The following is a 20,193-nucleotide window of genomic DNA, read 5'->3' as shown; positions in this document are numbered from 1 at the left end:
GACCGCCCTGGACAACCCGTCGATCAGCCGGCAGCCGTGACCTCGCCATGTTCCACGTGGAACACCCGGGTGCCTTCGGGCAGCCTCACCGCATCCTCCGTCAGGGCTGTTACGATGAGTTGGCTGTCCGTCTCGAGCACGCAACCCATCAACCCGGCCAGGGAAGCCCCGTCCAGCTCTGCTGCCGGATCGTCCACGAGCAGCACGGGCGGATCGCCCAGCCGTTCCGCCATCAGCCGGGTCTGGGCCAGCACCAACGCCGCGCCGAACAGCTTCTGCTGTCCCCGGGACACCTGCTGCCGCGCGCTCCGGTGCCGATACACAAGCCTGAGATCGGCACGATGAGGCCCGACCGTCGTCGTGCCCTGCTCCCTGTCCCGCTCACGCAGGGCGTCCAGCGCGGCCTCGAGGCCACCGCCTTCCGACCACCCGCACCGGTATTCACACGCCACAGACCCCGCCAGCAGTCTCTCACCCAGTTCGACGAACGCCTCCGCCAGCGCCGCCACATGACGCCGCCGTAGACCATCCACCGTCTCCCCCGCTGCCACCAGCTCCGGTTCCCATGCTTTCACCGCCGGCTCTCCGAGCCCCTCCCGCAGAGCCGCATTGCGCTGCCTCAGCGCCCGCCGATAGCGTCTCCAGGCGTCCAGGAAGCCCTGTTCCACGTGAAACACACCGTAATCGAGGAATCGACGCCGGACCTCCGGCCCGTCCGACACCAGCCTGTGAATCTCCGGATCGATCACCTGAACCGCCAGCTTCTCCGCCAGTGCCGCGAGGCTGTCCGCCGGCTGGCGATCCACTCGGATCACCAGATGCCCACGCCCCGCCTCCACGCCCAGCCGGTGTTCCCGATCTCCGGACCGCACGAGTGCCGCCACCGTGAAATGCCCCGCCCCGTGCCGAACGAGCCCGTCGGTCCGCGTCCCGCGGAACGACCGGCCCCGGCTGAGAAAGCCGATAGCCTCGAGCAGGCTGGTCTTGCCGCTCCCGTTCGGTCCGTAGATGAGATTGCTGCGCCCCGTCAGCTCGAGCCGAGCCGAGCCGATACAGCGGAAATCGGAAATATCGATCCTGATCAGGCTCACCGGGCGGATCCCCGGCCGCCGTCTACAGCCGCATCGGCATGACGACGAACTTGCTATCGTCCCTGTCGAGATCCGTGACCAGGCAACTGCTGTTGCTGTCCGTCAGACCGAGCTTCACCGACTCGGATTCCACCGCGGCCAGCGCATCCAGCAGATAGTTCACGTTGAAGCCGATCTCGATGTCTTCTCCGCTGTACTCCACCTCGACCTCTTCCTCGGCCTCTTCCTGCTCCGGGTTGTGTGCCTGGATCACTACACCGCTGTCCTTGATGTCCAGCCTGATGCCCCGGTATTTCTCGTTCGACAGGATCGCTGCCCTCTGCAGCGCGTGTCGCAGCGTGCCCCGATCCGCCGTCAGCACGTTCGGGGGATCCTGAGGTATCACCCGCTCGTATTCCGGGAACCGCCCGTCGATCAGCTTCGAGGTGAACCGGATCCCGTCCACCTGAATCCGGATGTGGTTCGACCCGATATCGATGGTCAGATCGCCGCTCCCGTCCAGCAGCCGCTGCAGCTCGATCACGCCCTTCCGGGGCACGATGACCTGCTGCGCCGGCAGGTTCTGATCCGGAACGGCCACCTCGCAGAGCGCCAGCCGGTGCCCGTCCGTCGCCACCGCGCGCAGATAATGCTCTCCCGTCTCCAGCAACATGCCGTTCAGGTAATAGCGGACGTCCTGCTGCGCCATGGCGAAATGCGTCTTCTCCAGCAACCGCTCGACGGCCTCCCGCGGCAGGCTGAAGCTCTGGCTGGCCTGGATATCCTCCACCGTCGGGAATTCCGCAGCCGGCAGCGACGACAGGTTGAACCGACTCCGTCCCGCCTGCACCTGGACCCGATCGCCTTTCACCGCCACTGATACCGTGACTCCGTCCGGCAACGCCTTGCAGATATCGAGCAGCTTCCTGCCGGGCACCGTGATCTCGCCTTCGCTCTCCACGTCCGCGTCGGCACTCGCCACCAGCTCCACTTCCAGGTCCGTGGCCGTTACCAGCAGCTGATCGTTCTTCACCACCAGCAGCATGTTCGCGAGTATCGGCATTGTCTGCCGACGCTCCACCACGCCGATGATGGCCTGGAGGGGTTTCAGCAAGGTCTCCCGGGGAGCAGTGAACTTCATCGATTCCACCTGTTAATAAATATTGAATATTTAGAGTTCTATTATCGTTATTAGTCCGACCGCGGACTGTGTATAACAGATAAAAAGCTTTTTAAAACAATATCTTAAATGATTTATTCCTGCCCATAACCCGGCCGGTAACCTCATCGCCACCTGTGCATCGCCTGTGGATAAAAACACCCGCTGCGCTTACCAACAAGTTATCCACATCATCCGGTTAGGGTTCTCAACAGGTTCAGATAATCCTCTTCCACCCGGCTCTCGGTCTCCCGCAGCGCCTTCACCCGGCGGCAGGCATGCAGCACCGTGGTGTGGTCGCGACCGCCGAAAGCATCGCCGATCTCCGGCAGGCTGTGGCTCGTCAGCTCCTTCGCCAGGCTCATCGCGATCTGGCGCGGCCGCGTGATCGAGCGGCTGCGCCGCTTCGACAGCAGATCCGCTACGCGGATCTTGAAGTATTCGGCCACGGTCTTCTGGATGTTCTCCACCGTCACCAGCTTGTCCTGCAGCGCCAGCAGATCCCGCAGCGCCTCCTTCGTGAAGTCGAGGGTAATCGCCCTGCCCGTGAAGCGGGAATTGGCTATCACCCGTCGCAATGCCCCTTCCAGCTCGCGAACGTTCGAGCGGATGCGCTTCGCGATGAAGAAGGCGACCTCTTCCGGCAGCACCACGCCCTCGTTCTGCGCCTTGCTCATCAGGATGGCCACCGAAGTCTCCAGCTCCGGCGGCTCGATGGCCACCGTCAGGCCCCAGCCGAAACGGGACTTCAGGCGCTCCTCCAGCCCGTTGACCTCCTTCGGATACCGGTCGCAGGTGAGGATGATCTGGCGCTGCCCTTCGAGCAACGCGTTGAAGGTATGGAAGAACTCCTCCTGAGAGCGCTCCTTGCCGGCGAAGAACTGGATGTCGTCGATCAGCAGGGCGTCGAGCGAGCGGTAGGCACGCTTGAACTCGCTGATGGTGTTGTGCTGGAGGCCCTTGACCATGTCGCCCACGAAACGCTCGGAATGGACGTAGCACACCCGCGCCTCCGAGTTGCGTGCGAGCATCAGGTTTCCCACCGAATGCATCAGGTGGGTCTTGCCTAGTCCCACACCGCCGTAAATGAACAGCGGATTGTAAGCCTTCCCCGGATTCTCCCCCACCTGGGACGCCGCCGCCCGGGCGAGCTGGTTGCTTTTGCCCTCGACGAAATTCTCGAACGTGAATATCGGGTTCAGCCGGCTCTCGATGGGCTGCGGACGCGATCTGCCGCCCCACCCGGCGGGCGGGGACGCCACGGCGGCGGCAGTCCGGGCTGGCGAACCACCCCGGGATCCCACTTCGATGATGACTTTCGCGTCTGCATCGGTGCTCGTCACCACTTCGCTGATACGCTGGAGGAAGTGTTCCCGCAGCCACTCCACCACGAACCGGTTGGGCGCCAGCAGCCGCAGCACGTCGCCCTGCTCCACCGCCTGCAGCGGACGAATCCAGGTGTTGAACTGCTGCTCCGGCAGCTCCGATCGCAGCTGACGAACACAGCGGTTCCATAGCGTGGTGTCGGTCTGCAACAGGATCCCCAGGTGACTGGAATAGGGTGACTCGAATAAAGATTGTTTTTTTGCAGCTTTCCCGGATCGACGCGCAGGCGCACGGAAATTCGCGGGAGGACCGTCAAGTCTATACCGCATCCCCTGCGCTAATCTAGCGGCCGGCCACCGGCGAAACGCGACGGTGCAAGTTGACATGGCCACACCCCGTGCGTACCCTTCTCGCCCCCTTGTGACGGGTGCCCTCACCACCGGGATCGAAGACGATGAAACGTACCTACCAGCCCAGCAGAATCAAGAAGAAGCGAGCTCACGGTTTCCGTGCGCGCATGGCGACCAAGGCCGGCCGGCAGGTGCTGAAGCGTCGTCGGGCGAAAGGCCGCGCCCGCCTCACGCCCTGAGTCCATCCGACGGCTCATCCGGGCACGACGGCAGAGACGCTCGCCGGCAATCCTCCGCGCAATCGTCTGCACGATCTTCTGCACGATTCCCGCGGGAAGCCCGGCTCACCACCGGCGCCGACTTCTCCCGCGTCTTCCGCCGCGCCACCCGCAGCGCCGACGCCTATTTCACCGTGCTCGCCAATTTCCGCCACCAGGATGGCCCGCGGCTGGGCATGGCCGTTTCCCGGCGCACCGCGAAAAGCGCGGTGGTGCGCAACCGTATCAAGCGGCTCATCCGCGAATCGTTCCGCCACGGGTGCGACCGACTGCCCTGCGCTGATATAGTTGTCATCAGCCGACCGCCGGCCGCCGAGGCCAGCAACAAGACGTTAACCCGAAGCCTCGAGACCCACTGGCGTCGCCTCCGCAGCCGGCGCCGGGGCGAGGAATGATCGACGCTCGCGCGCTGCCGCCCGGGCGGAGTACAAGAACCGCTTAACGACTGCCTGACAAGCGCCCATGGAAAACCAACGCCTCTTCATCTGGGCTCTGTTCGGGCTCATGGCTTTCATGACCTGGACGGCCTGGCAGCAGGACTATGCCCCGCGCCTGGTGCCCGCCGATACGTCGTCGCAACAGGCGGCCGACCGCCTGCCGCCTGACGATGCGCTGGGCACGGATCTGCCCGACGTCGGCGACGTGCCCACGGTGGATGCCGGCGACGGCACCGCCGGTCCCCGGCCCGCCGACAGCGTCGCCGAGCCGGCGGAGACCCGTGTGCGGGTGGTCACGGACGTCCTCGACGTCCTGATCTCGAGCCGGGGCGGCGATATCGTTTCCGCCGTCACGCGGCGTTACCCGGTGGAGAAGGACCGTCCCGACCAGCTGGTGCAGGTGCTCAATCCCTCGCCGAACGAACTCGCGGTATTCCGCACCGGCCTGCGCACCGTCTCCGGCGATACGAACCAGCCCGAGCCGAACCACCGGGCCGAATTCACCGCCGCGCGCAGCGAGTACCGTCTGGGCGACGGCGAAGACGCGCTGGAGGTGCCTCTCACCTGGGAGCGCGAAGACGGACTCAGCGTCACCAAGATCTACCGCTTCGAACGCGGCAGCTACATCATCCCGATGGAGCAGCGCGTCACGAATGGCACCGGCGAGACCTGGGCCGCCGCGCCCTATGGCCAGATCGCGCACCGGATGCACGCCCAGGAGCGGTCCATGTTCGACGTGGCCACGTACTCCTACGACGGCCCGGTGCTCTACAACGGCGACAAGTACGAGAAGATCAAGCCGGACGACCTCCAGGACGACGGGCCCGTGCAGGCCCGCGGCGAGAACGGCTGGCTGGCCGCCATCGAGCATCATTTCCTGTCGGCCATCGTGCCGCCGTCGGGCCAGCAATACCGCTACGACTTCAGCGCCCGCGGCGACAACTTCCTGGCGAGCGCCATCGGCCCGGCCTACAGCTTCGCGCCCGGCGAGACGGGCAGCCTCGAGCTGACCCTGTTCGTGGGTCCTAAGATCCAGGACCAGCTCACCCAGGTCGCCGAAACGCTCAAGCTCACGGTCGACTACGGCTTCCTGACCATCCTCTCGCAGCCGCTTTTCTGGCTGCTGGACAAGGTGCACGACTTCGTCGGCAACTGGGGCTGGTCCATCATCATCGTCACGCTGCTCATCAAGCTGGTGTTCTACAAGCTGACGGAGACCAGCGGCCGCTCGATGGCCAAGATGCGCAAGCTGCAGCCACGGCTGAAGGCCATCCAGGAGCGCTACAAGGACGATCGCCAGAAACTCTCCCAGGCGATGATGGAGCTGTACAAGCGGGAGAAGGTGAATCCCGCGGCAGGCTGTCTGCCCATACTGGTGCAGATGCCGTTCTTCCTGGCCTTCTACTGGGTACTGCTCGAAAGCGTGGAGATGCGCCAGGCGCCGTTCATGCTCTGGATCCAGGACCTCTCGTCACGGGATCCGTACTTCATCCTGCCGGTGCTGATGGGCGCGGCCATGTTCGGCCAGCAGAAACTGAACCCGGCGCCGCCGGATCCGGTGCAGGCGAAGGTGATGAGCATCCTGCCCATCGTGTTCACCGTGTTCTTCGCGTTCTTCCCGGCCGGGCTGGTGCTCTACTGGCTCACCAACACGCTGCTGTCGATCGCCCAGCAGTGGCAGGTCAACCGCGTGGTGGAGGCAGAGGACCGCAAGACGCGCCAGCCCAAGAGCAAGAAGAAGAACGGCGACGAAGGCTGACGACCCGGTCGCCGCTCAGCGGCGCAGCCGGGTCTGCACGTGGATCTCCCCGTGCAGGCTGCGGTGCACCGGGCAGCGGTCGGCGATCTCGGTGATGCGCTCCAGTTGCTGCTCGGTGAGGTCGCCTTCAACCGTCAGCTCGCGCTCGAACCGATCGATCTTCCCGTCGCGCTGCTCGCATTCCTCGCAATCCTTCGCGTGGATCTTGTCGTGGCGCACGCTGACCGTCACCGACTCCAGCGGCAGCTTCATGTGATCGGCATACATGCGGATGGTCATGCTGGTGCAGGTGGCGAGTGCGCCGCTCAGCAGGTCGTAGGGCGTGGGGCCCATGTTCGTGCCGCCGTAGTCCTCGGGCTCGTCGGCGATGAGGGTGTGGCCGGACAGGCTCACGTCGCTCCTGAACCCGGACGCGCCGGTGCGGGACACCGCCTCGCCGGGGTCCGCGCCGAGGCGCAGCACCGGACGGTCGATGTCGAGATACTTCGCCGCCCAGGCGGCGAGCACCCGGCCAGCGTAGCGGGCGTCCGGTTCGTCGGTCATCAGGTGATCCGCCTGGTCCAGGCTGACGAAGCTCTTCGGGTGCATGGCGTTCCTGAACAGCAGGGTGGCGTTCTCGATATCCACCACGGTGTCCACCGGCGAGTGCAGGATCAGCAGCGGCCGGCGTAACTCGGCGACGGAGCCGGGCAGCTCGTGCCTGCCCAGGTCCTCGAGGAACTGCTTGCGGATGCGGAAGGTGCGCCCGCCCAGGTCCACTTCGGCCTCGCCTTCCTCCTCGATCCTGTCCCGGTCGCCGGCGAACAGCCGCGCCACGTGTTCGGGGTCGGCCGGCGCGCCGATGGTGGCCACGGCGCGCACGGTCTCCAGCTCCGCCGCCGCCTGCAACACCGCCGTGCCGCCGAGACTGTGGCCTACCAGCAGCTGCGGGCTCTCGTGCTCCTCGCCCAGATACCGCACCGCGGCCAGCAGGTCCGAGACGTTGCTGGAAAAATTCGTCTGTGCGAAATCCCCCTCGCTCTGGCCCAGCCCGGTAAAATCGAACCGCAGGACGGCGTAGCCGTGGTCGGCCAGCACCCGGGCGATGTTGGCTGCCGCCTTGGCATTCTTGGTGCAGGTGAAGCAATGTGCGAACAGGGCCCACGCCCGGGGCCGCCCGGCCGGCTCGTCGATCAGGCCGGTGAGGGTGTCGCCGTTGTCGTTGCGGAATTTCACGCTGCGGGTTTTCATGCCGTCGTTCCTTCCTTCAGTGCCAGTCCGATGCGAGGCCAGAGTTCTCCGTGACCCCCGAGGATGACACCATTGTCGCACTCGCGACACCGCCCGGGCGGGGCGGTGTGGGCATCGTGCGCGTCTCCGGTCCCGGCGTCCCGCAGATGGTGCAGGCCCTGTTCGGCGTCGTGCCGCCGCCCCGCAAGGCCCGGCTCGTCCACCTGGCCGACGCCGACGGCGCGCCCATCGATCACGGCCTGCTGCTGGTCTTCGTCGCCCCCCATTCGTTCACCGGCGAACACGTGTTCGAATTCCAGGGTCATGGCGGGCCGGTGGTGATGCAGCTCGCCATCGAGCGATTCATGGAACTCGGCGCCCGCCTCGCCGAGCCCGGCGAGTTCTCCCGCCGTGCCTTCCTGAACGACCGGCTCGACCTCGCCCAGGCCGAGGCCATCGCGGATCTCATCGCCAGCGGCTCGGCGCAGGCGGCGCGCGCCGCATTGCGTTCGCTGGAGGGTGAGTTCTCGGCTGCGGTCCATCAGCTGACCGAACTGCTGACCCAGCTGCGCATGTACGTCGAGGCGGCGATTGACTTCCCCGAGGAGGAGATCGACTTCCTGACCGATCACGCGCTGGCCGATCGGGTGCAGGGCGTGGCCGCGGCCTTCGACGACCTCACGGCACGGGCGGAGCAGGGCCGCCTGCTTGCCGACGGCATCACCGTGGTCATCGCCGGCCGCCCGAATGCCGGCAAGTCGAGCCTGCTGAACGCCCTCGCCGGCACCGAGACCGCCATCGTCACCGACATCCCCGGCACCACCCGCGATCTTCTGCGCGAGACGATGGTCATCGACGGCCTGGCCGTGCACCTCACCGACACGGCAGGGCTGCGCGCCGACGCCGACCGGATAGAGGCGGAGGGCATCCGCCGGGCCCGGGCCACCCTGGCCACGGCCGATCACGCGCTGCTGTTGCTCGATGCCGCGGACGAGTCGGCACCGCGTCAGGCCGTGATGGACGAGTTGCGCGGCGAGCTGCCGGCCGACCTCGGTCACACGGTCGTGCTCAACAAGGTGGATCTGAGCGCAGAGACGGCCGGTGCGACGGAGGACGGCGCATTGAATATCTCGGCGAAGACCGGTGCCGGTCTCGATGCGCTGCGCGACCGGCTGCGCGCACTGGCCGGCACGACGGACTTCGGCGAGGGCGCTCTGTCCGCCCGCCGCCGTCACCTCGAAGCGCTGGCCGAAGCGCGGGCCCGCTTCGATGCCGGACGGGAACACCTGGAGACCCGCCGCGCCGGCGAACTGATGGCGGAAGAACTCCGCCAGGCGCAGATGGCGCTGGGCCGGATCACCGGCGAATTCACCAGCGACGATCTGCTGGGCCGCATCTTCTCGAGTTTCTGTATCGGTAAATGAAACCATGATCGATCCCGCCGAATTCCTGCTCTCACTCGCCGAGATCGCCGTCGCGCTCGCGGGCTTCTCGGGACTGATCGTGGCGATCCGCGCCACGGGCCCGCACGGCTGGCATCCGCGCGACATCTGGTCGCTGTCGTGGATGATCGGAGCCAGTCTGGGTACGTTGTTCCTGGCGCTGCTGCCGCTCTGGCTCGCGGGGCTCGGCTTCGCGCCGGCCGCCGCCTATCGCGCCTCCGCCGCGGCGGCCTCCGTGTACTGCGTCGTATTCCTGGTCCTGATGGCCTCGATCGGCAGGGGACTCAGCCTGCGCGGCTACCCGCGCCGCATCCCGTTTTTCCCGACGGCCATGATGACGCTGCTCGGCACTGTGCTGGCGGCGGTCGGCACGACGGCGGCGGGTCTGGTCCCCGCCTCCCGGCTGCACGGCGTCTACACCGGCGGACTGATCGCGCTGCTGGTGATCTCCTCGCTCGCGCTCGGTGTATTCCTGGTCCTGCTGGCACGGGTCGTGAAAAAGCGCGGCGGCGAGGGTGGCGTTACCATGAACCCCGGTAACGGGCCGGACCCGGCGGACGAGCAAGCAGCCAGAGGGGGTTGATGCCAGCGTGAACACGGAATGCTACGACGTCATCATCGTCGGTGCCGGTCTGTCCGGCATCGGCGCCGCCGCCCACCTGGAACGCGAATGCCCCGGCAAGCGCTACCTCATCCTGGAAGGGCGCGAGCGCATGGGCGGCACCTGGGACCTGTTCCGCTACCCGGGCATACGCTCGGACAGCGACATGCACACCCTCGGCTACGACTTCAAACCCTGGCGGGCGGAGAAGGCCATCGCGGACGGGCCCGCTATCCTCGACTACATCCGTGAGACGGCCGCAGAGCACGACATCGAGTCGCACATACGCTACGGCCACCGGGTCACGAACGCGGCCTGGTCGAGTGCGGAGGCCGCCTGGACGATCGAGGCCGGGAAGGCAGACACGGGCGAGACGGTCGCCGTACGCGGCAACTTCCTGATGATGTGTTCCGGCTACTTCAGCTACGAACACGGCTACACGCCGGACTTCCCTGGCCGCGAGCGTTTCGGCGGCGAGATCGTGCATCCCCAGGACTGGCCGGAAGACCTCGACTACGCCGGCAAGCGCGTCGTGGTCATCGGCTCCGGCGCCACGGCCATGACGCTGGTGCCCGCCATGGCGGAGGACGCCGGCCACGTGGTCATGCTGCAGCGGTCACCGACCTACGTGGTCTCCCGCCCGGACCGGGACGTGATCGCGAACTTCCTGCGCAAGGTGCTGCCGGGCCGCGCGGCCTACGCGCTCACCCGCTGGAAGAACATCGCCCTGCAGCGCTGGTTCTACGGCCGCACCCGCAAGGCCCCGGAGAAGGTGAAACGCCAGCTGCTGAAATGGGTGCGCGACGAGCTCGGCGACGACTTCGACGTGGAGAAGCATTTCACGCCGGATTACGACCCCTGGGATCAGCGCCTGTGCCTGGTGCCGAACAGCGACCTCTTCCGCGCCCTGCGTTCCGGCAAAGCGTCCGTGGTCACCGACCACGTTGAACTATTCACCGAAACCGGCATCCGTCTCGCATCCGGCGAGGAGATCGAAGCCGACATCATCGTCACGGCAACCGGCCTGGACCTCGTCGTCCTGGGCGGCGTGAGGTTCACCATCGACGGCCAGCCGGTGGACTTCGCCGAGACCGTGACCTACCGGGGCATGATGTACTCGGGCGTGCCGAACATGGTCTCGGTGTTCGGCTATATCAACGCCTCGTGGACCCTGCGTGCGGACCTCATCGAGCGCTTCGCCTGCCGGCTCATCAACCACATGGATACCACGGGTACGGATCGGGTCGCGCCGCGCCTGCGACCGGCGGACGGGGAGATGACGCTGAGGCCGTACGTGGAGGACTTCACGCCGGGTTACATGCTGCGGGTGATCCACCTGTTCCCGAAGCAGGGCGACCGGGAGCCGTGGACGAATCCCCAGGATTATCGCCACGACCGCAAGACCTTGCTCGAGGGGCCGCTGGAAGACGGGGTGCTGGAGTTCGCCGCTTCCGACAGTCGAGCGGTCGAAAAGGAGGCGGCGGACGCCGCGTAGCGGCCGGCCTCAGAACGGCATCGGCACGACGACGCTGATGGCCTCCGCCGTCTTCCTCCCGCGGTTGCGGTACGAGTGCGCCTGATCGCCGGGGAATGCCAGTACGTCGCCGGCCCCGACGGCGAACGCCTCGCCGGCCACGAGCACCGTCACTTCGCCGGCGAGGCAGTACAGGTACTCCTTCGTGCCGGCGATATGGGGCGTTCCCGCCATCGAGGCGCCGGCGGCGATCTCGAGTCGATCGAGTTCGAGTCCGCGCGCCCGCTCCGGCAACAGCTTGCGCACGCGAACGGCACCCTGGCTGCGGCTGCGCAGGGGGACGTCGGTGGCTCGCAGCAACTGGCATTCCGAGCGCGGCCGGGACAGGATCTCCTCGAGCCCGACGCCGAGCGCCGCGGAGAGTAGCGCCAGATTGGCGAGGGAAGGATTGGCGCCCCCCGATTCGATATTGGTCACCGTGGAGCGGGGCATGCCGGCCCGCCGGGCGAGCTGCTCCTGACTCATGTTCTGCCGCCGTCGCAGGCTCCTCACGTTCGCCGCGAGATACTCGGATACCCGGGACTGGCTCATGCGCTACTACCTTGGCAATCTGCCAATATACTGGCGTAAAGGTTGGCATATTGCCAGCGCTGCAGCACCCTGACGGCATCATCCATCGCGAAGAGGAACAGGCCATGATCCAGGTGAACGGCATCGACCATATCAACGTATCCGTGAGCAACCTCGCGCGCTCGCTCCGGTTCTACACGGAGACCTTCGGGCTGGAGCTGAAGGAGGACGGCCGTTCGGCCGAGCGGCCGTTCGCCATCGTCGGCAGGCCGGGCGTGGCCTATCTGGCGCTGCACGAGAGCAAGGATGCCGGCCCCGCCGCCCATCCGGCGATCAACCACTGGGGCTTCGCCGTGGGTGACCTCGAGCCGGTGCTCGACCGGCTGGAGACGGGCGGGGTGAAGATCCAGTTCACCGATGAGTATCCCCGGGGAGTGATCGAGTACCCGCGGTCCCGGTCGGTCTACGTCGAGGATCCCGACGGTCATCAGATCGAGCTGGCCGAAGTCTTCGGGGGCGGCCTCGACTGACGCGGGTGAACCGGAGGCGGAAGGCCGACCGCCGCCTCCGGTTCACCGTACGCCGGCGATCAACGGAACCGGAACTGTATCCCCGCCGAGACCATCTCCACTTCCACGGTGTCGAGTTCGTAGCGGGTCCAGTCGCCGGTGACGGAGAAGTGACGGCTGAAGTCCACCCGCAGGCCCGCGCCGTAGAAGAAGTTCTCGTCGCTCTCGTCGAAGCGAATGTCGTCCACGCGATTCTCGCTGTCCCAGAACAGGAAGCCGCCGCGGCCGGTAAGGATCAGGCTGTCGGTGACCGGCCAGCCGACGGTGCCCGCCACCGTATACCCTTCCGCGTCCGCGGAGACGGGCACGAAGCTCGTGCCGATGTCGATGCGTTCGTCCAGTTCGCCGAAGTTGACGTACCCGACCTCCGCGCCCAGGTAGTCGCTGAGGCGCCAGCCGCCGTAGAGCCGCCAGGCGTCGGTGCTGGCGTCGAAATCGAAGCCGTCGAAGAATTCCTCGGCACTGACTTCGCCGAGGTCGCCGCCCATATAGAATTCACCACCGAAGCCGCCGGCATGGGCGGCCGGCGCGAGTGCCAGTCCGAGCAGGCCGGCGCCGAGCCAGCCGATGTGTCGTCTTTCCATGATGTCTTCCTCCGTCACGGGACGGCCGCAGGCCGGCCGACAGCTTCGAGGCTAGGCCGGTGAGCCTTAACGGAGGCTGAAGGGGGAGGATACCGCGCGGCGGGGCCGGGCGTGGCTCAGCCGAGTATGCCTTCCCGGCGATAGAGGCGCATGGCGAGCCAGGTCAGCGCGACGCCGACGGCCAGCGTGCTGCCGACCGAGGTCGCCACGAACAGGGGCGAGAGCGCCTCGTCCTTGATGAGGTCGGTGACCAGCAGGTGCTGGCTGAGGCTCGGTACCGCCATCCACTGCAGCGTGGGCCGCACGGTGAGCAGCGCTGCAATCATGATGGGCAGGGTGGGCAGCAGCAGCACCACGGTCATGTAGCTCTGCGCTTCCTTGTAACTCTTGGTGAAGGAGGCCACCACGGTCATGAGCGAGGCGCCGAGCAGTGTGAAAGGCACGAGTATCAGGAACGCGCTGGCAACGACACCCGGGCCGAAGTTCGCGGTCATGCCCACCTTCTCGAGCGGCAGGAACTGCAGCGAGACGGAGAAGGCGATCAGGGCGGCGGCCAGCGACATGGACATGTAGACGCAGGTGGCGAGGATCTTGCCGCCGATCAGCGTGCTGCGCTCCACGGGCAGTGTGAGCAGCGGTTCCAGCGAGCCACGCTCCCGCTCGCCGGCGGTGGTGTCTATGGCCAGATACATGCCGCCCATCAGCATGGAGAAGATCAGGAAGTAGCTCATCATGCCGAGCAGGATGGCCGAGCGTCCCGTGGGCGTGGAGACGTCGATCTCCTGCAGTTGCACGGCGCGGGTGATGGCCGGGTCGATGCCGCGCACCTGCAGCCTGAGCATGCCGATCTGCCGGCCCCAGGCGCTCACCAGCCCGCGCGCGCGGCGGATGTCGCCCTGGGCCCGGCTGTTGGACTCGTCGATGATGAGTTCCACCCGGGCGGGGATGCCGGCGCGGAACTGCTCGCCGTAGACCACGGGAATAAAGAGAATCTGATCGTGCTCGCCGGCCTTCACCGCCGCCATGGCGGCGTCCCGGTCCATGCCGAGCTCCTCCGGTTCCACGTTGTTCTGCCGCAGGAAGTCCACCAGGTTTGGCGCCCGGTCGGCGCCGGCGATGGCCAGTTCCAGCGGCTTGCCCGAGTCCGAGATGGCCTGGTCCAGCGAGAGGGTCATGATGCCCAGGAATAGCACCGGGCCGAAGAAGGGGCCGAACACCAGCGCGGAGAGCAGCGTGCGCCGGTCGCGGAAGTTGTCCTTCACTTCCTTGGCGCAGACGGTGAGGAGCCGGCTCATTCCAGACCCTCCGCCGAGCCGATGGCGCTCACGAAGGCATCCTCCAGGTTCTCCCGGCCGGTGCGCCTGCGGATCTCGGCCGGCGTGCCGGACAGCGCCACCCGGCCCTCGGCGATGATCACGATCTCGTCGCACAGCGCGGCCACCTCCTGCATCACGTGGCTGGAGAACAGCACGCACTTGCCGGCGTCGCGCAGCCGGCGGATGAGCTCGCGCAGCGAGCGGGTGGCCATCACGTCCAGGCCGTTGGTGGGCTCGTCCAGGATGACGTTGCGGGGTTCGTGCACCATGGCGCGGGCGAGGGCCACTTTCGTGCGCTGGCCCTGGGAGAAGCCCTTCGTGCGGCGGTCGGCGAATTCACCGATCTCCAGCAGGTCGATCATGGACTGCACGCGGCGTTCCAGCTCCCCGCCGGCGAGGCCGTGCAGCGCGCCGTAGTAGGCGATGTTCTCCCGCGCCGTCAGCTGGGGATAGAGGCCCGAGGAATGGGGCAGCGCGCCGATGCGTGCGCGCGCGCCCAGGCTGTCCGCGGTGACGTCGATGCCGTCGATGCTGGCGCTGCCGGCATCCGGCTTCAGCACGGTGTACAGCACCCTGAGCGTGGTGGACTTGCCGGCGCCGTTCGGCCCGAGCAGGCCGGTGATGCGGCCGTCCTCGGCAGTGAAGCTCACGTCCGTGACGGCCTGCACCTTGCCGAACGACTTGGCGATGTTGTCCACGCGGATCATGGCCGGGGTCCGTTGAAGTCGAGGAAGAAGGGCATCGGAGCGAGGCGGGAGACGCAGTCGGCGTCGAGGTTCTCCACGCTGGCGTCGACGATGAAATCGGCCACCAGGCGGGGCGTGCAGCCGTGGGGCAGCAGTCCGTGGCCCTGTCCCGGCCCCACGACATGGCGGGCGTTGTCGTATTGCGCGGCGGCGCGGTCGCCCCAGGCCGGCGGCGTGACGGGATCGAATTCGCCGGAAAGCAGCAGCACGGGCACCTCCGTGTCCAGCGGCTCGCGGAAGTCGGGGTCGATGGGTCCCCGGGGCCAGTGGCGGCAGATCTCGCGCAGCATGTCGATCTGCTGCTCGCCCATGAACGTCGCACCCAGAGCCTCCCGATCGATGTCGGCCTCGGTCACGAAAGGCATGTCCTCGGCGCATACCACCGAGTGGTGCATGCCGATGGCCAGCGACTCGTACATCGACGCCTCGATCATCATGATCTGCGCGGTCAGCGGACTCAGATTGCCGCGGGCGCCCTCGTGGATCAGGTGGGGCAGAAGTGCCGCGCTGGCGGGGGCATAGGCCAGCAGCCTGACGGCCCCGGCCAGCTCCTGATTGGAGAAACGACGCTCCGCCGGCTCGCCCGTCACGGGATGATTCAGGGCGACTTCCTCGGGGCTGGCCGCCAGCCGGTCGAGCAGGGCGGCGAACTCGGACTCGACGTCCGGGAAACGCTCGGCGCAGGCCTCGCTCTCGGCGCAGCGGTGGAAAATGTCGTCCACGGCCGCCTGCGCGAACAGGGCGATGTCGGGGCCGAGCACTTCGCCGGCGGGTATCACCCCGTCGAGCACCACGGAGCGGGTCCGGTCCGGGTAGCGCCGCAGATAATGCTGGGCCACGCGGGTGCCGTAGGAGATGCCGTAGAGATTCAGCGCCGGGTAGCCGAGCGCCTCGCGCACGGCCTCCAGGTCGCGCACGGCGACGCTGGTCGTGTAGTAGCGCGGGTCGGCGTCCAGCCCGTCCAGGCACTGGTTCACGAGCGGGCCGATCTCCTCGAGCTCCGGCACCTCTTCCAGCATGTCTTCGGATTCCGGGCACGTCAGCCGCGCGGACTCGCCGGTGCCGCGCTGATCGACCAGCAGGATGGGGCGCTCGCGGCGCAGGGCCTCGAAGGCGCCCCGGTAGGCCACGTAGAAATCGCTGGCCGCCTGGCCGGGGCCGCCGGCCAGCGGCACGACCGGATCCGCTGCCGGCTCCACCGACAGGGCGGGCACCACGGCGACCCGCAGCCCGATCCGGCGCCCGTCCGGGTCGTCCGGGTTTTCGGGCCGCTCCAGCGTGCCGCAGCGGGCCTTCACCGTCGCCAGGCCCGGCCCGGCGTCCAGTCGGCAGTCCTCCAGCGCCAGCGTCTCTCCTGCGGCCGGCGCGGCGGCACCGAGAATTGCTATGGCGCCGGACAGCGACAATGTCAGCGCGAATGTCGTCGGTCGGAAGGCCACGGCCGCTCCCTGCAGTCCGCACGAAAGTGGGCAATACTGCGGCCCGACCCGCCTGCTGTAAAGACGGTTTCCCCTTTGCTCCCGGTAGTCAGGCACTTAGAATGTGCCGCCTGCCACCGCGAGCCGCCACGGCCACTGTCGTCACCACGACTGTAGCGGCCACGGCCGGGCCGCACGGCTCGCGGCTACGGCATCTCGATTCCCGGAACTGCAGACCCATTGCCATGGACAACGGACGTCACTACGAAGTCATCGTCATCGGCGGCGGCCACGCCGGCACCGAGGCGGCTCTTGCCGCCGCGCGCACCGGCGCCCGGACCCTGCTGGTGACCGACAACCTGGAGACGCTGGGCCAGATGAGCTGCAACCCGGCCATCGGCGGCATCGGCAAGGGTCACCTCACCCGGGAAGTGGACGCGCTGGGCGGCGCCATGGCCCGGGCCATCGACCGGGCCGGCATCCAGTTCCGCACGCTGAACGCGAGCAAGGGCCCCGCGGTGCGCGCTACCCGCGCCCAGGCGGACCGTGCGCTTTACCGCCAGGCGATCCGCGGCATCCTGGAGAACCAGCCCGACCTCACCCTGTTCCAGCAGTCCGTGGACGATCTCATCGTCGAGGGCGAGCGGGTCCGCGGCATCGTCACCCGGCTCGGCCTGTGCCTGTATGCCGAGACGGTGGTACTCACCGTCGGCACCTTTCTCGGCGGCCGCATCCACATCGGCCGGGAGCATTTCGGCGGCGGCCGGGCCGGCGACGCCCCGGCGCTGCGGCTGGCCGAGCGGCTGCGCGAGCTGCCGATGCGGGTGGGCCGGCTGAAGACCGGCACGCCCCCGCGCCTCGACGGACGCACGCTGGACTTCGGGCGCATGCAGCCGCAGCCCGGCGACGAGCCGGCGCCGGTGTTCTCCTTCGTGGGCAGCCGGGACGAGCACCCCCGCCAGGTGCCCTGCCACATCACCCACACCTGCGAGGCCACCCACGACATCATCCGCGCCTCGCTGGGCGAGTCCGCGATGTTCAGCGGCAACATCGAGGGAGTGGGCCCGCGCTACTGCCCCTCGGTGGAGGACAAGATCCACCGCTTCGCCGACCGCAGCTCTCATCAGATCTTCGTGGAGCCGGAGGGACTCACCACCCACGAGGTGTACCCCAACGGCATCTCCACCAGTCTTCCGTTCGAGGTGCAGGAGCGATTCGTGCGCAGCATTCCAGGCTTCGAGAACGCGCACATCACGCGGCCGGGCTACGCCATCGAATACGACTTCTTCGATCCGCGGGATCTGAGCCCGAGCCTGGAAACCAAGGAAATTCAGGGGCTTTTCTTCGCCGGCCAGATCAACGGCACCACGGGCTACGAGGAGGCCGCGGCCCAGGGGCTGGTGGCCGGCCTGAATGCTGCGCGAAAAGTGCAGCAAAAATCGCCCTGGACGCCGGGCCGCGAGGCCGCCTACATCGGCGTGCTGATCGACGACCTGAACACCCGCGGCGCCAGCGAGCCCTACCGCATGTTCACCAGCCGCGCCGAGTACCGGCTGCTGCTGCGTGAGGACAATGCGGACCTGCGCCTGACCCCGGTCGGCCGGGAGATGGGTCTGGTGGACGACGAGCGCTGGCGGCGCTTCGAGGCCAAGCGCGAGGCGGTGGAGCGGGAGCGCGGCCGGCTGCAGGATTGCCTCGTCCGGCCGGCCGACGTGACCGCCGACGAGGCCGGGCGGCTGCTCGGCGGGCCGCTTTCCCGGGAGGCGCGGGCACTGGAGCTCCTCCGTCGCCCCGAGCTCGACCATGCCGCGGTCACGGCGCTCGCCGCCGTGGGCGCGGATACCCTCGACGAGACCCACCCGCCGGAGGAGGCGGAGCAGATCCGCCTGCAGGTGGAGGTGGGCGTCAAGTACGAGGGCTATATCGAACGCCAGCAGCGGGAGATCGCCCGCCACGCCCGCCAGGAGCATCTGGCGCTGCCGGCCGATCTCGACTACGCGGACGTGCAGGGGCTGTCCAACGAGGTGCGCCAGAAACTGGCGGCGGCGCGGCCGGCCACCATCGGCCAGGCCTCCCGGCTGGACGGGATGACGCCCGCCGCCGTCTCGCTGCTGCTGATCCACCTCAAGAAACGCGGCCTCAGGCGCAGCGCCTGATGGGAAAGGCCCTGCTGGAGAAGGCCATGAATGGAAAGAGAGCCATGGTGGCAGCGGCGGCATTGCTGCTGGTTGCCTGCGGCGGGTCCGGCGACACGGCCGGCGAGAGGTCGGGCGATGCGTCGCGCCAGGGCATGCAGGAGGCCGCGCGGAAGACCGCGGACCGGGCCGCTGACCAGGGCCCGGACTTCCTCCGCCGCGCCATCTCGGCCGAGCCGGAATCGCTGGACCCCCATCTCGCCCGCAGCGTCCCCGCCACCAAGGTGCTGGGAGACCTGTTCGAGGGACTGCTGACCCTGGGGCCGGACGGCAGCCTGCAGGCGGGGGCGGCGTCCGGCTGGGAAACCGCCGACGAGGGCCTCACCTGGACCTTTCGCCTGCGCGAGGGCCTCAAGTGGTCGAACGGCGATCCCCTGACGGCGGACGATTTTGTCTGGAGTTTCCGCCGCCTGGTGGACCCGGCCACGGGCGCGTTCTATGCCAGCAACCTGGCGCCGCTCGCCGGCGCCGAGGCCATCCTGGCCGGCGAGGCCGCCCCGGACACACTCGGGGTGGAGGCGCCGGATGCCCGCACGCTGGTGATCCGCCTGACGCACCCGCTGGGCGACCTCCTGCACCGGCTCGCCCACCCCAGCGCGGCACCGGTGCACCGTCCCTCGATAGAGCAATGGGGCGACGACTATCCCGCGCCGGAGCGCCTGGTCAGTAACGGCCCCTACCGGCTGGTGGAGCGGATCATCGGCGGGCACATCGGCCTGGCGAAGAACGGGTTCTACCGGGACCCCGTGTCCGTGCCGATCGAGCGGGTGCGTTACTACCCGCTGGAAGACGAGAGCGCCGAGTACAACCGCTACCGGGCCGGCGAGCTGGACGTCACCGCCCGGGTGCCGGCGCCGGTGTTCGCCGACGTGGGCATCGAGCGCCCCGGCGAGCTGCGGGTGGCGCCCTATCTCGGCGTCTACTACGTGGGGTTCAACCTGAACGAGCCGCCTTTCGCCGATGCGCCCGGCCTCCGCAAGGCCCTGTCGCTCGCCATCGACCGGGAGCGCCTCGCCGAGTCGGTCATGGGCCGCGGCGAGCGGCCAGCCTGGAGCTGGGTGCCGCCTTCCGTGCAGGACTATACGCCGCCCCGTTTCGGCTATGCGCAGACCGGCGCGGAGGCCCGGGCGGAAGAGGCGCGGCGCCTCTACCGGGAGGCGGGCTACGGCCCGGACCGCCCGCTGTCTTTCCGGCTGCGTTACAACACCAGCGACGAGAACCGGCGCATCGCCGCCGCGCTGCAGTCCATGTGGCGCGAAGTGCTCGGCGCCGAGGCCGAGCTGGTCAACCAGGAGTTCCGGGTGATGATCGCCGAGACCCGCCGCGGCGACGTGCCGGGCATGTTCCGCGGCAGCTGGATCGCCGACTACGACGACGCGGGCAACTTCCTCTCGGTGCTGACCTCGGGCAGCAGCGCCAACCAGTTCGGCTACGCCAACCCGGCCTACGACTCGCTCGTGGCGGCCGCCATGCGCGAGCAGGGCGGGGAGGAGCGCGCCTCCCTGTTCGCGAACGCCGAGAAAGTGCTGCTGGCCGACCATCCCGTCCTGCCGCTCTTCTTCTACGTGAGCAAGCACCTGGTGCACCCGCGGGTGCGCGGATGGGTGGATAATCCCCTCGACTATCACTACTCCCGTTATCTCCGCCTGCGCGAGAACGAACCCGACGCCCCGGACCCCGGAGACTGACC

The 20,193-nt window shown here is 67.8% G+C and carries 18 protein-coding genes; 9 read left to right on the top strand and 9 right to left on the bottom strand.

Translation table 11 applies throughout. The features are described from left to right. Window positions 1-23 precede the first annotated feature (23 nt). The 3 genes from recF to dnaA all read right to left on the bottom strand — a co-directional run bounded on the left by recF (window position 24) and on the right by dnaA (window position 3,764). Window positions 24-1,091, bottom strand: a complete 1,068-nt coding sequence (recF, locus tag ACJMK0_RS02920; RefSeq protein ID WP_405235334.1) for a DNA replication/repair protein RecF — start codon at window positions 1,089-1,091, stop codon at window positions 24-26. 22 nt (window positions 1,092-1,113) lie between these two features. Further along, window positions 1,114-2,211: a DNA polymerase III subunit beta gene (gene dnaN, locus ACJMK0_RS02915; protein ID WP_405235332.1), complete on the bottom strand. Its 1,098-nt coding sequence runs from the start codon at window positions 2,209-2,211 to the stop codon at window positions 1,114-1,116. A gap of 209 nt (window positions 2,212-2,420) precedes the next feature. Continuing rightward, window positions 2,421-3,764: a chromosomal replication initiator protein DnaA gene (gene dnaA, locus ACJMK0_RS02910; RefSeq protein WP_405235330.1), complete on the bottom strand. Its 1,344-nt coding sequence runs from the start codon at window positions 3,762-3,764 to the stop codon at window positions 2,421-2,423. A 245-nt stretch (window positions 3,765-4,009) separates the two neighbouring features. On the opposite strand from dnaA, the gene rpmH reads away from it, so the two are divergent. From rpmH to yidC, 3 genes are all read left to right on the top strand, one after another. Then, complete coding sequence (rpmH, locus tag ACJMK0_RS02905) at window positions 4,010-4,144, top strand: 50S ribosomal protein L34 (RefSeq protein WP_405225338.1); 135 nt, start codon at window positions 4,010-4,012, stop codon at window positions 4,142-4,144. After that, window positions 4,141-4,578 (top strand): ribonuclease P protein component, encoded by a 438-nt coding sequence (rnpA, locus tag ACJMK0_RS02900; protein WP_405237880.1) that lies wholly within the window; start codon window positions 4,141-4,143, stop codon window positions 4,576-4,578. Before rpmH ends, rnpA begins: the two co-directional genes overlap by 4 nt. A gap of 67 nt (window positions 4,579-4,645) precedes the next feature. Next, window positions 4,646-6,379, top strand: coding sequence for a membrane protein insertase YidC (gene yidC, locus ACJMK0_RS02895; RefSeq protein WP_405235328.1), 1,734 nt, complete (start codon window positions 4,646-4,648; stop codon window positions 6,377-6,379). A gap of 15 nt (window positions 6,380-6,394) precedes the next feature. Here the strand turns inward: yidC and ACJMK0_RS02890 are convergent, their stop codons facing one another. After that, the gene (locus ACJMK0_RS02890) at window positions 6,395-7,609 is read right to left on the bottom strand and encodes a bifunctional alpha/beta hydrolase/OsmC family protein (RefSeq protein WP_405235327.1); all 1,215 of its coding nucleotides are present in this window, start codon (window positions 7,607-7,609) and stop codon (window positions 6,395-6,397) included. A gap of 50 nt (window positions 7,610-7,659) precedes the next feature. On the opposite strand from ACJMK0_RS02890, the gene mnmE reads away from it, so the two are divergent. Genes mnmE through ACJMK0_RS02875 form a run of 3 tightly spaced genes read left to right on the top strand, consistent with a single transcriptional unit; the run spans window position 7,660 to window position 11,126 of the window. Further along, window positions 7,660-9,012, top strand: coding sequence for a tRNA uridine-5-carboxymethylaminomethyl(34) synthesis GTPase MnmE (gene mnmE / locus ACJMK0_RS02885; protein ID WP_405235325.1), 1,353 nt, complete (start codon window positions 7,660-7,662; stop codon window positions 9,010-9,012). A 4-nt stretch (window positions 9,013-9,016) separates the two neighbouring features. Next, window positions 9,017-9,613 (top strand): hypothetical protein, encoded by a 597-nt coding sequence (locus ACJMK0_RS02880; RefSeq protein ID WP_405235323.1) that lies wholly within the window; start codon window positions 9,017-9,019, stop codon window positions 9,611-9,613. Window positions 9,614-9,620: 7 nt separating this feature from the next. Beyond that, window positions 9,621-11,126 carry a flavin-containing monooxygenase gene (locus ACJMK0_RS02875; protein WP_405235321.1) on the top strand — a complete coding sequence of 502 codons (1,506 nt, stop codon included), beginning with the start codon at window positions 9,621-9,623 and terminating at the stop codon, window positions 11,124-11,126. A gap of 9 nt (window positions 11,127-11,135) precedes the next feature. On the opposite strand, the gene ACJMK0_RS02870 is transcribed toward ACJMK0_RS02875, so the two are convergent. Continuing rightward, window positions 11,136-11,696, bottom strand: a complete 561-nt coding sequence (locus ACJMK0_RS02870; RefSeq protein WP_405235319.1) for a helix-turn-helix domain-containing protein — start codon at window positions 11,694-11,696, stop codon at window positions 11,136-11,138. A gap of 50 nt (window positions 11,697-11,746) precedes the next feature. Between ACJMK0_RS02870 and ACJMK0_RS02865 the strand changes: the two genes are divergently transcribed. Next, the gene (locus tag ACJMK0_RS02865; RefSeq protein WP_405235317.1) at window positions 11,747-12,205 is read left to right on the top strand and encodes a VOC family protein; all 459 of its coding nucleotides are present in this window, start codon (window positions 11,747-11,749) and stop codon (window positions 12,203-12,205) included. Between the two features lie 59 nt (window positions 12,206-12,264). Here ACJMK0_RS02865 and ACJMK0_RS02860 read toward each other — a convergent pair whose 3' ends face one another. The 4 genes from ACJMK0_RS02860 to ACJMK0_RS02845 all read right to left on the bottom strand — a co-directional run bounded on the left by ACJMK0_RS02860 (window position 12,265) and on the right by ACJMK0_RS02845 (window position 16,329). Continuing rightward, entirely contained in the window at window positions 12,265-12,828 is a 564-nt protein-coding gene (locus ACJMK0_RS02860) for a porin family protein (RefSeq protein WP_405235316.1), read from the bottom strand. 116 nt (window positions 12,829-12,944) lie between these two features. Next, the gene (locus tag ACJMK0_RS02855; RefSeq protein WP_405235314.1) at window positions 12,945-14,123 is read right to left on the bottom strand and encodes an ABC transporter permease; all 1,179 of its coding nucleotides are present in this window, start codon (window positions 14,121-14,123) and stop codon (window positions 12,945-12,947) included. After that, window positions 14,120-14,851, bottom strand: a complete 732-nt coding sequence (locus ACJMK0_RS02850) for an ABC transporter ATP-binding protein (RefSeq protein WP_405235312.1) — start codon at window positions 14,849-14,851, stop codon at window positions 14,120-14,122. The genes ACJMK0_RS02855 and ACJMK0_RS02850 overlap by 4 nt, the downstream gene beginning before the upstream one ends. Beyond that, window positions 14,848-16,329: an alpha/beta hydrolase gene (locus tag ACJMK0_RS02845; RefSeq protein WP_405235310.1), complete on the bottom strand. Its 1,482-nt coding sequence runs from the start codon at window positions 16,327-16,329 to the stop codon at window positions 14,848-14,850. Before ACJMK0_RS02845 ends, ACJMK0_RS02850 begins: the two co-directional genes overlap by 4 nt. Window positions 16,330-16,553: 224 nt before the next feature. Here ACJMK0_RS02845 and mnmG point away from each other — a divergent pair, with 224 nt between their 5' ends. Both mnmG and ACJMK0_RS02835 read left to right on the top strand, forming a co-directional pair. Beyond that, complete coding sequence (gene mnmG / locus ACJMK0_RS02840) at window positions 16,554-18,464, top strand: tRNA uridine-5-carboxymethylaminomethyl(34) synthesis enzyme MnmG (protein ID WP_405235308.1); 1,911 nt, start codon at window positions 16,554-16,556, stop codon at window positions 18,462-18,464. A gap of 26 nt (window positions 18,465-18,490) precedes the next feature. Continuing rightward, window positions 18,491-20,191, top strand: a complete 1,701-nt coding sequence (locus ACJMK0_RS02835; protein ID WP_405235306.1) for a peptide ABC transporter substrate-binding protein — start codon at window positions 18,491-18,493, stop codon at window positions 20,189-20,191. The last annotated feature ends 2 nt before the right edge of the window (window positions 20,192-20,193 follow it).

This window comes from Lentisalinibacter orientalis (assembly GCF_040706535.1).
GTDB classification, from domain to species: domain Bacteria; phylum Pseudomonadota; class Gammaproteobacteria; order Steroidobacterales; family Woeseiaceae; genus Lentisalinibacter; species Lentisalinibacter orientalis.
This window is presented reverse-complemented; position numbering and strand designations above follow the sequence as displayed.

Bases quoted from the DNA above. Each gene is read 5' to 3' on its own strand.
- dnaN (WP_405235332.1), bottom strand. From the start codon at position 2,211: ATGAAGTTCACTGCTCCCCGGGAGACCTTGCTGAAACCCCTCCAGGCC.
- rpmH (WP_405225338.1), top strand. From the start codon at position 4,010: ATGAAACGTACCTACCAGCCCAGCAGAATCAAGAAGAAGCGAGCTCAC.
- yidC (WP_405235328.1), top strand. From the start codon at position 4,646: ATGGAAAACCAACGCCTCTTCATCTGGGCTCTGTTCGGGCTCATGGCT.
- ACJMK0_RS02890 (WP_405235327.1), bottom strand. From the start codon at position 7,609: ATGAAAACCCGCAGCGTGAAATTCCGCAACGACAACGGCGACACCCTC.
- ACJMK0_RS02880 (WP_405235323.1), top strand. From the start codon at position 9,017: ATGATCGATCCCGCCGAATTCCTGCTCTCACTCGCCGAGATCGCCGTC.
- ACJMK0_RS02870 (WP_405235319.1), bottom strand. From the start codon at position 11,696: ATGAGCCAGTCCCGGGTATCCGAGTATCTCGCGGCGAACGTGAGGAGC.
- ACJMK0_RS02860 (WP_405235316.1), bottom strand. From the start codon at position 12,828: ATGGAAAGACGACACATCGGCTGGCTCGGCGCCGGCCTGCTCGGACTG.
- ACJMK0_RS02855 (WP_405235314.1), bottom strand. From the start codon at position 14,123: ATGAGCCGGCTCCTCACCGTCTGCGCCAAGGAAGTGAAGGACAACTTC.
- ACJMK0_RS02850 (WP_405235312.1), bottom strand. From the start codon at position 14,851: ATGATCCGCGTGGACAACATCGCCAAGTCGTTCGGCAAGGTGCAGGCC.
- mnmG (WP_405235308.1), top strand. From the start codon at position 16,554: ATGGACAACGGACGTCACTACGAAGTCATCGTCATCGGCGGCGGCCAC.
- ACJMK0_RS02835 (WP_405235306.1), top strand. From the start codon at position 18,491: ATGAATGGAAAGAGAGCCATGGTGGCAGCGGCGGCATTGCTGCTGGTT.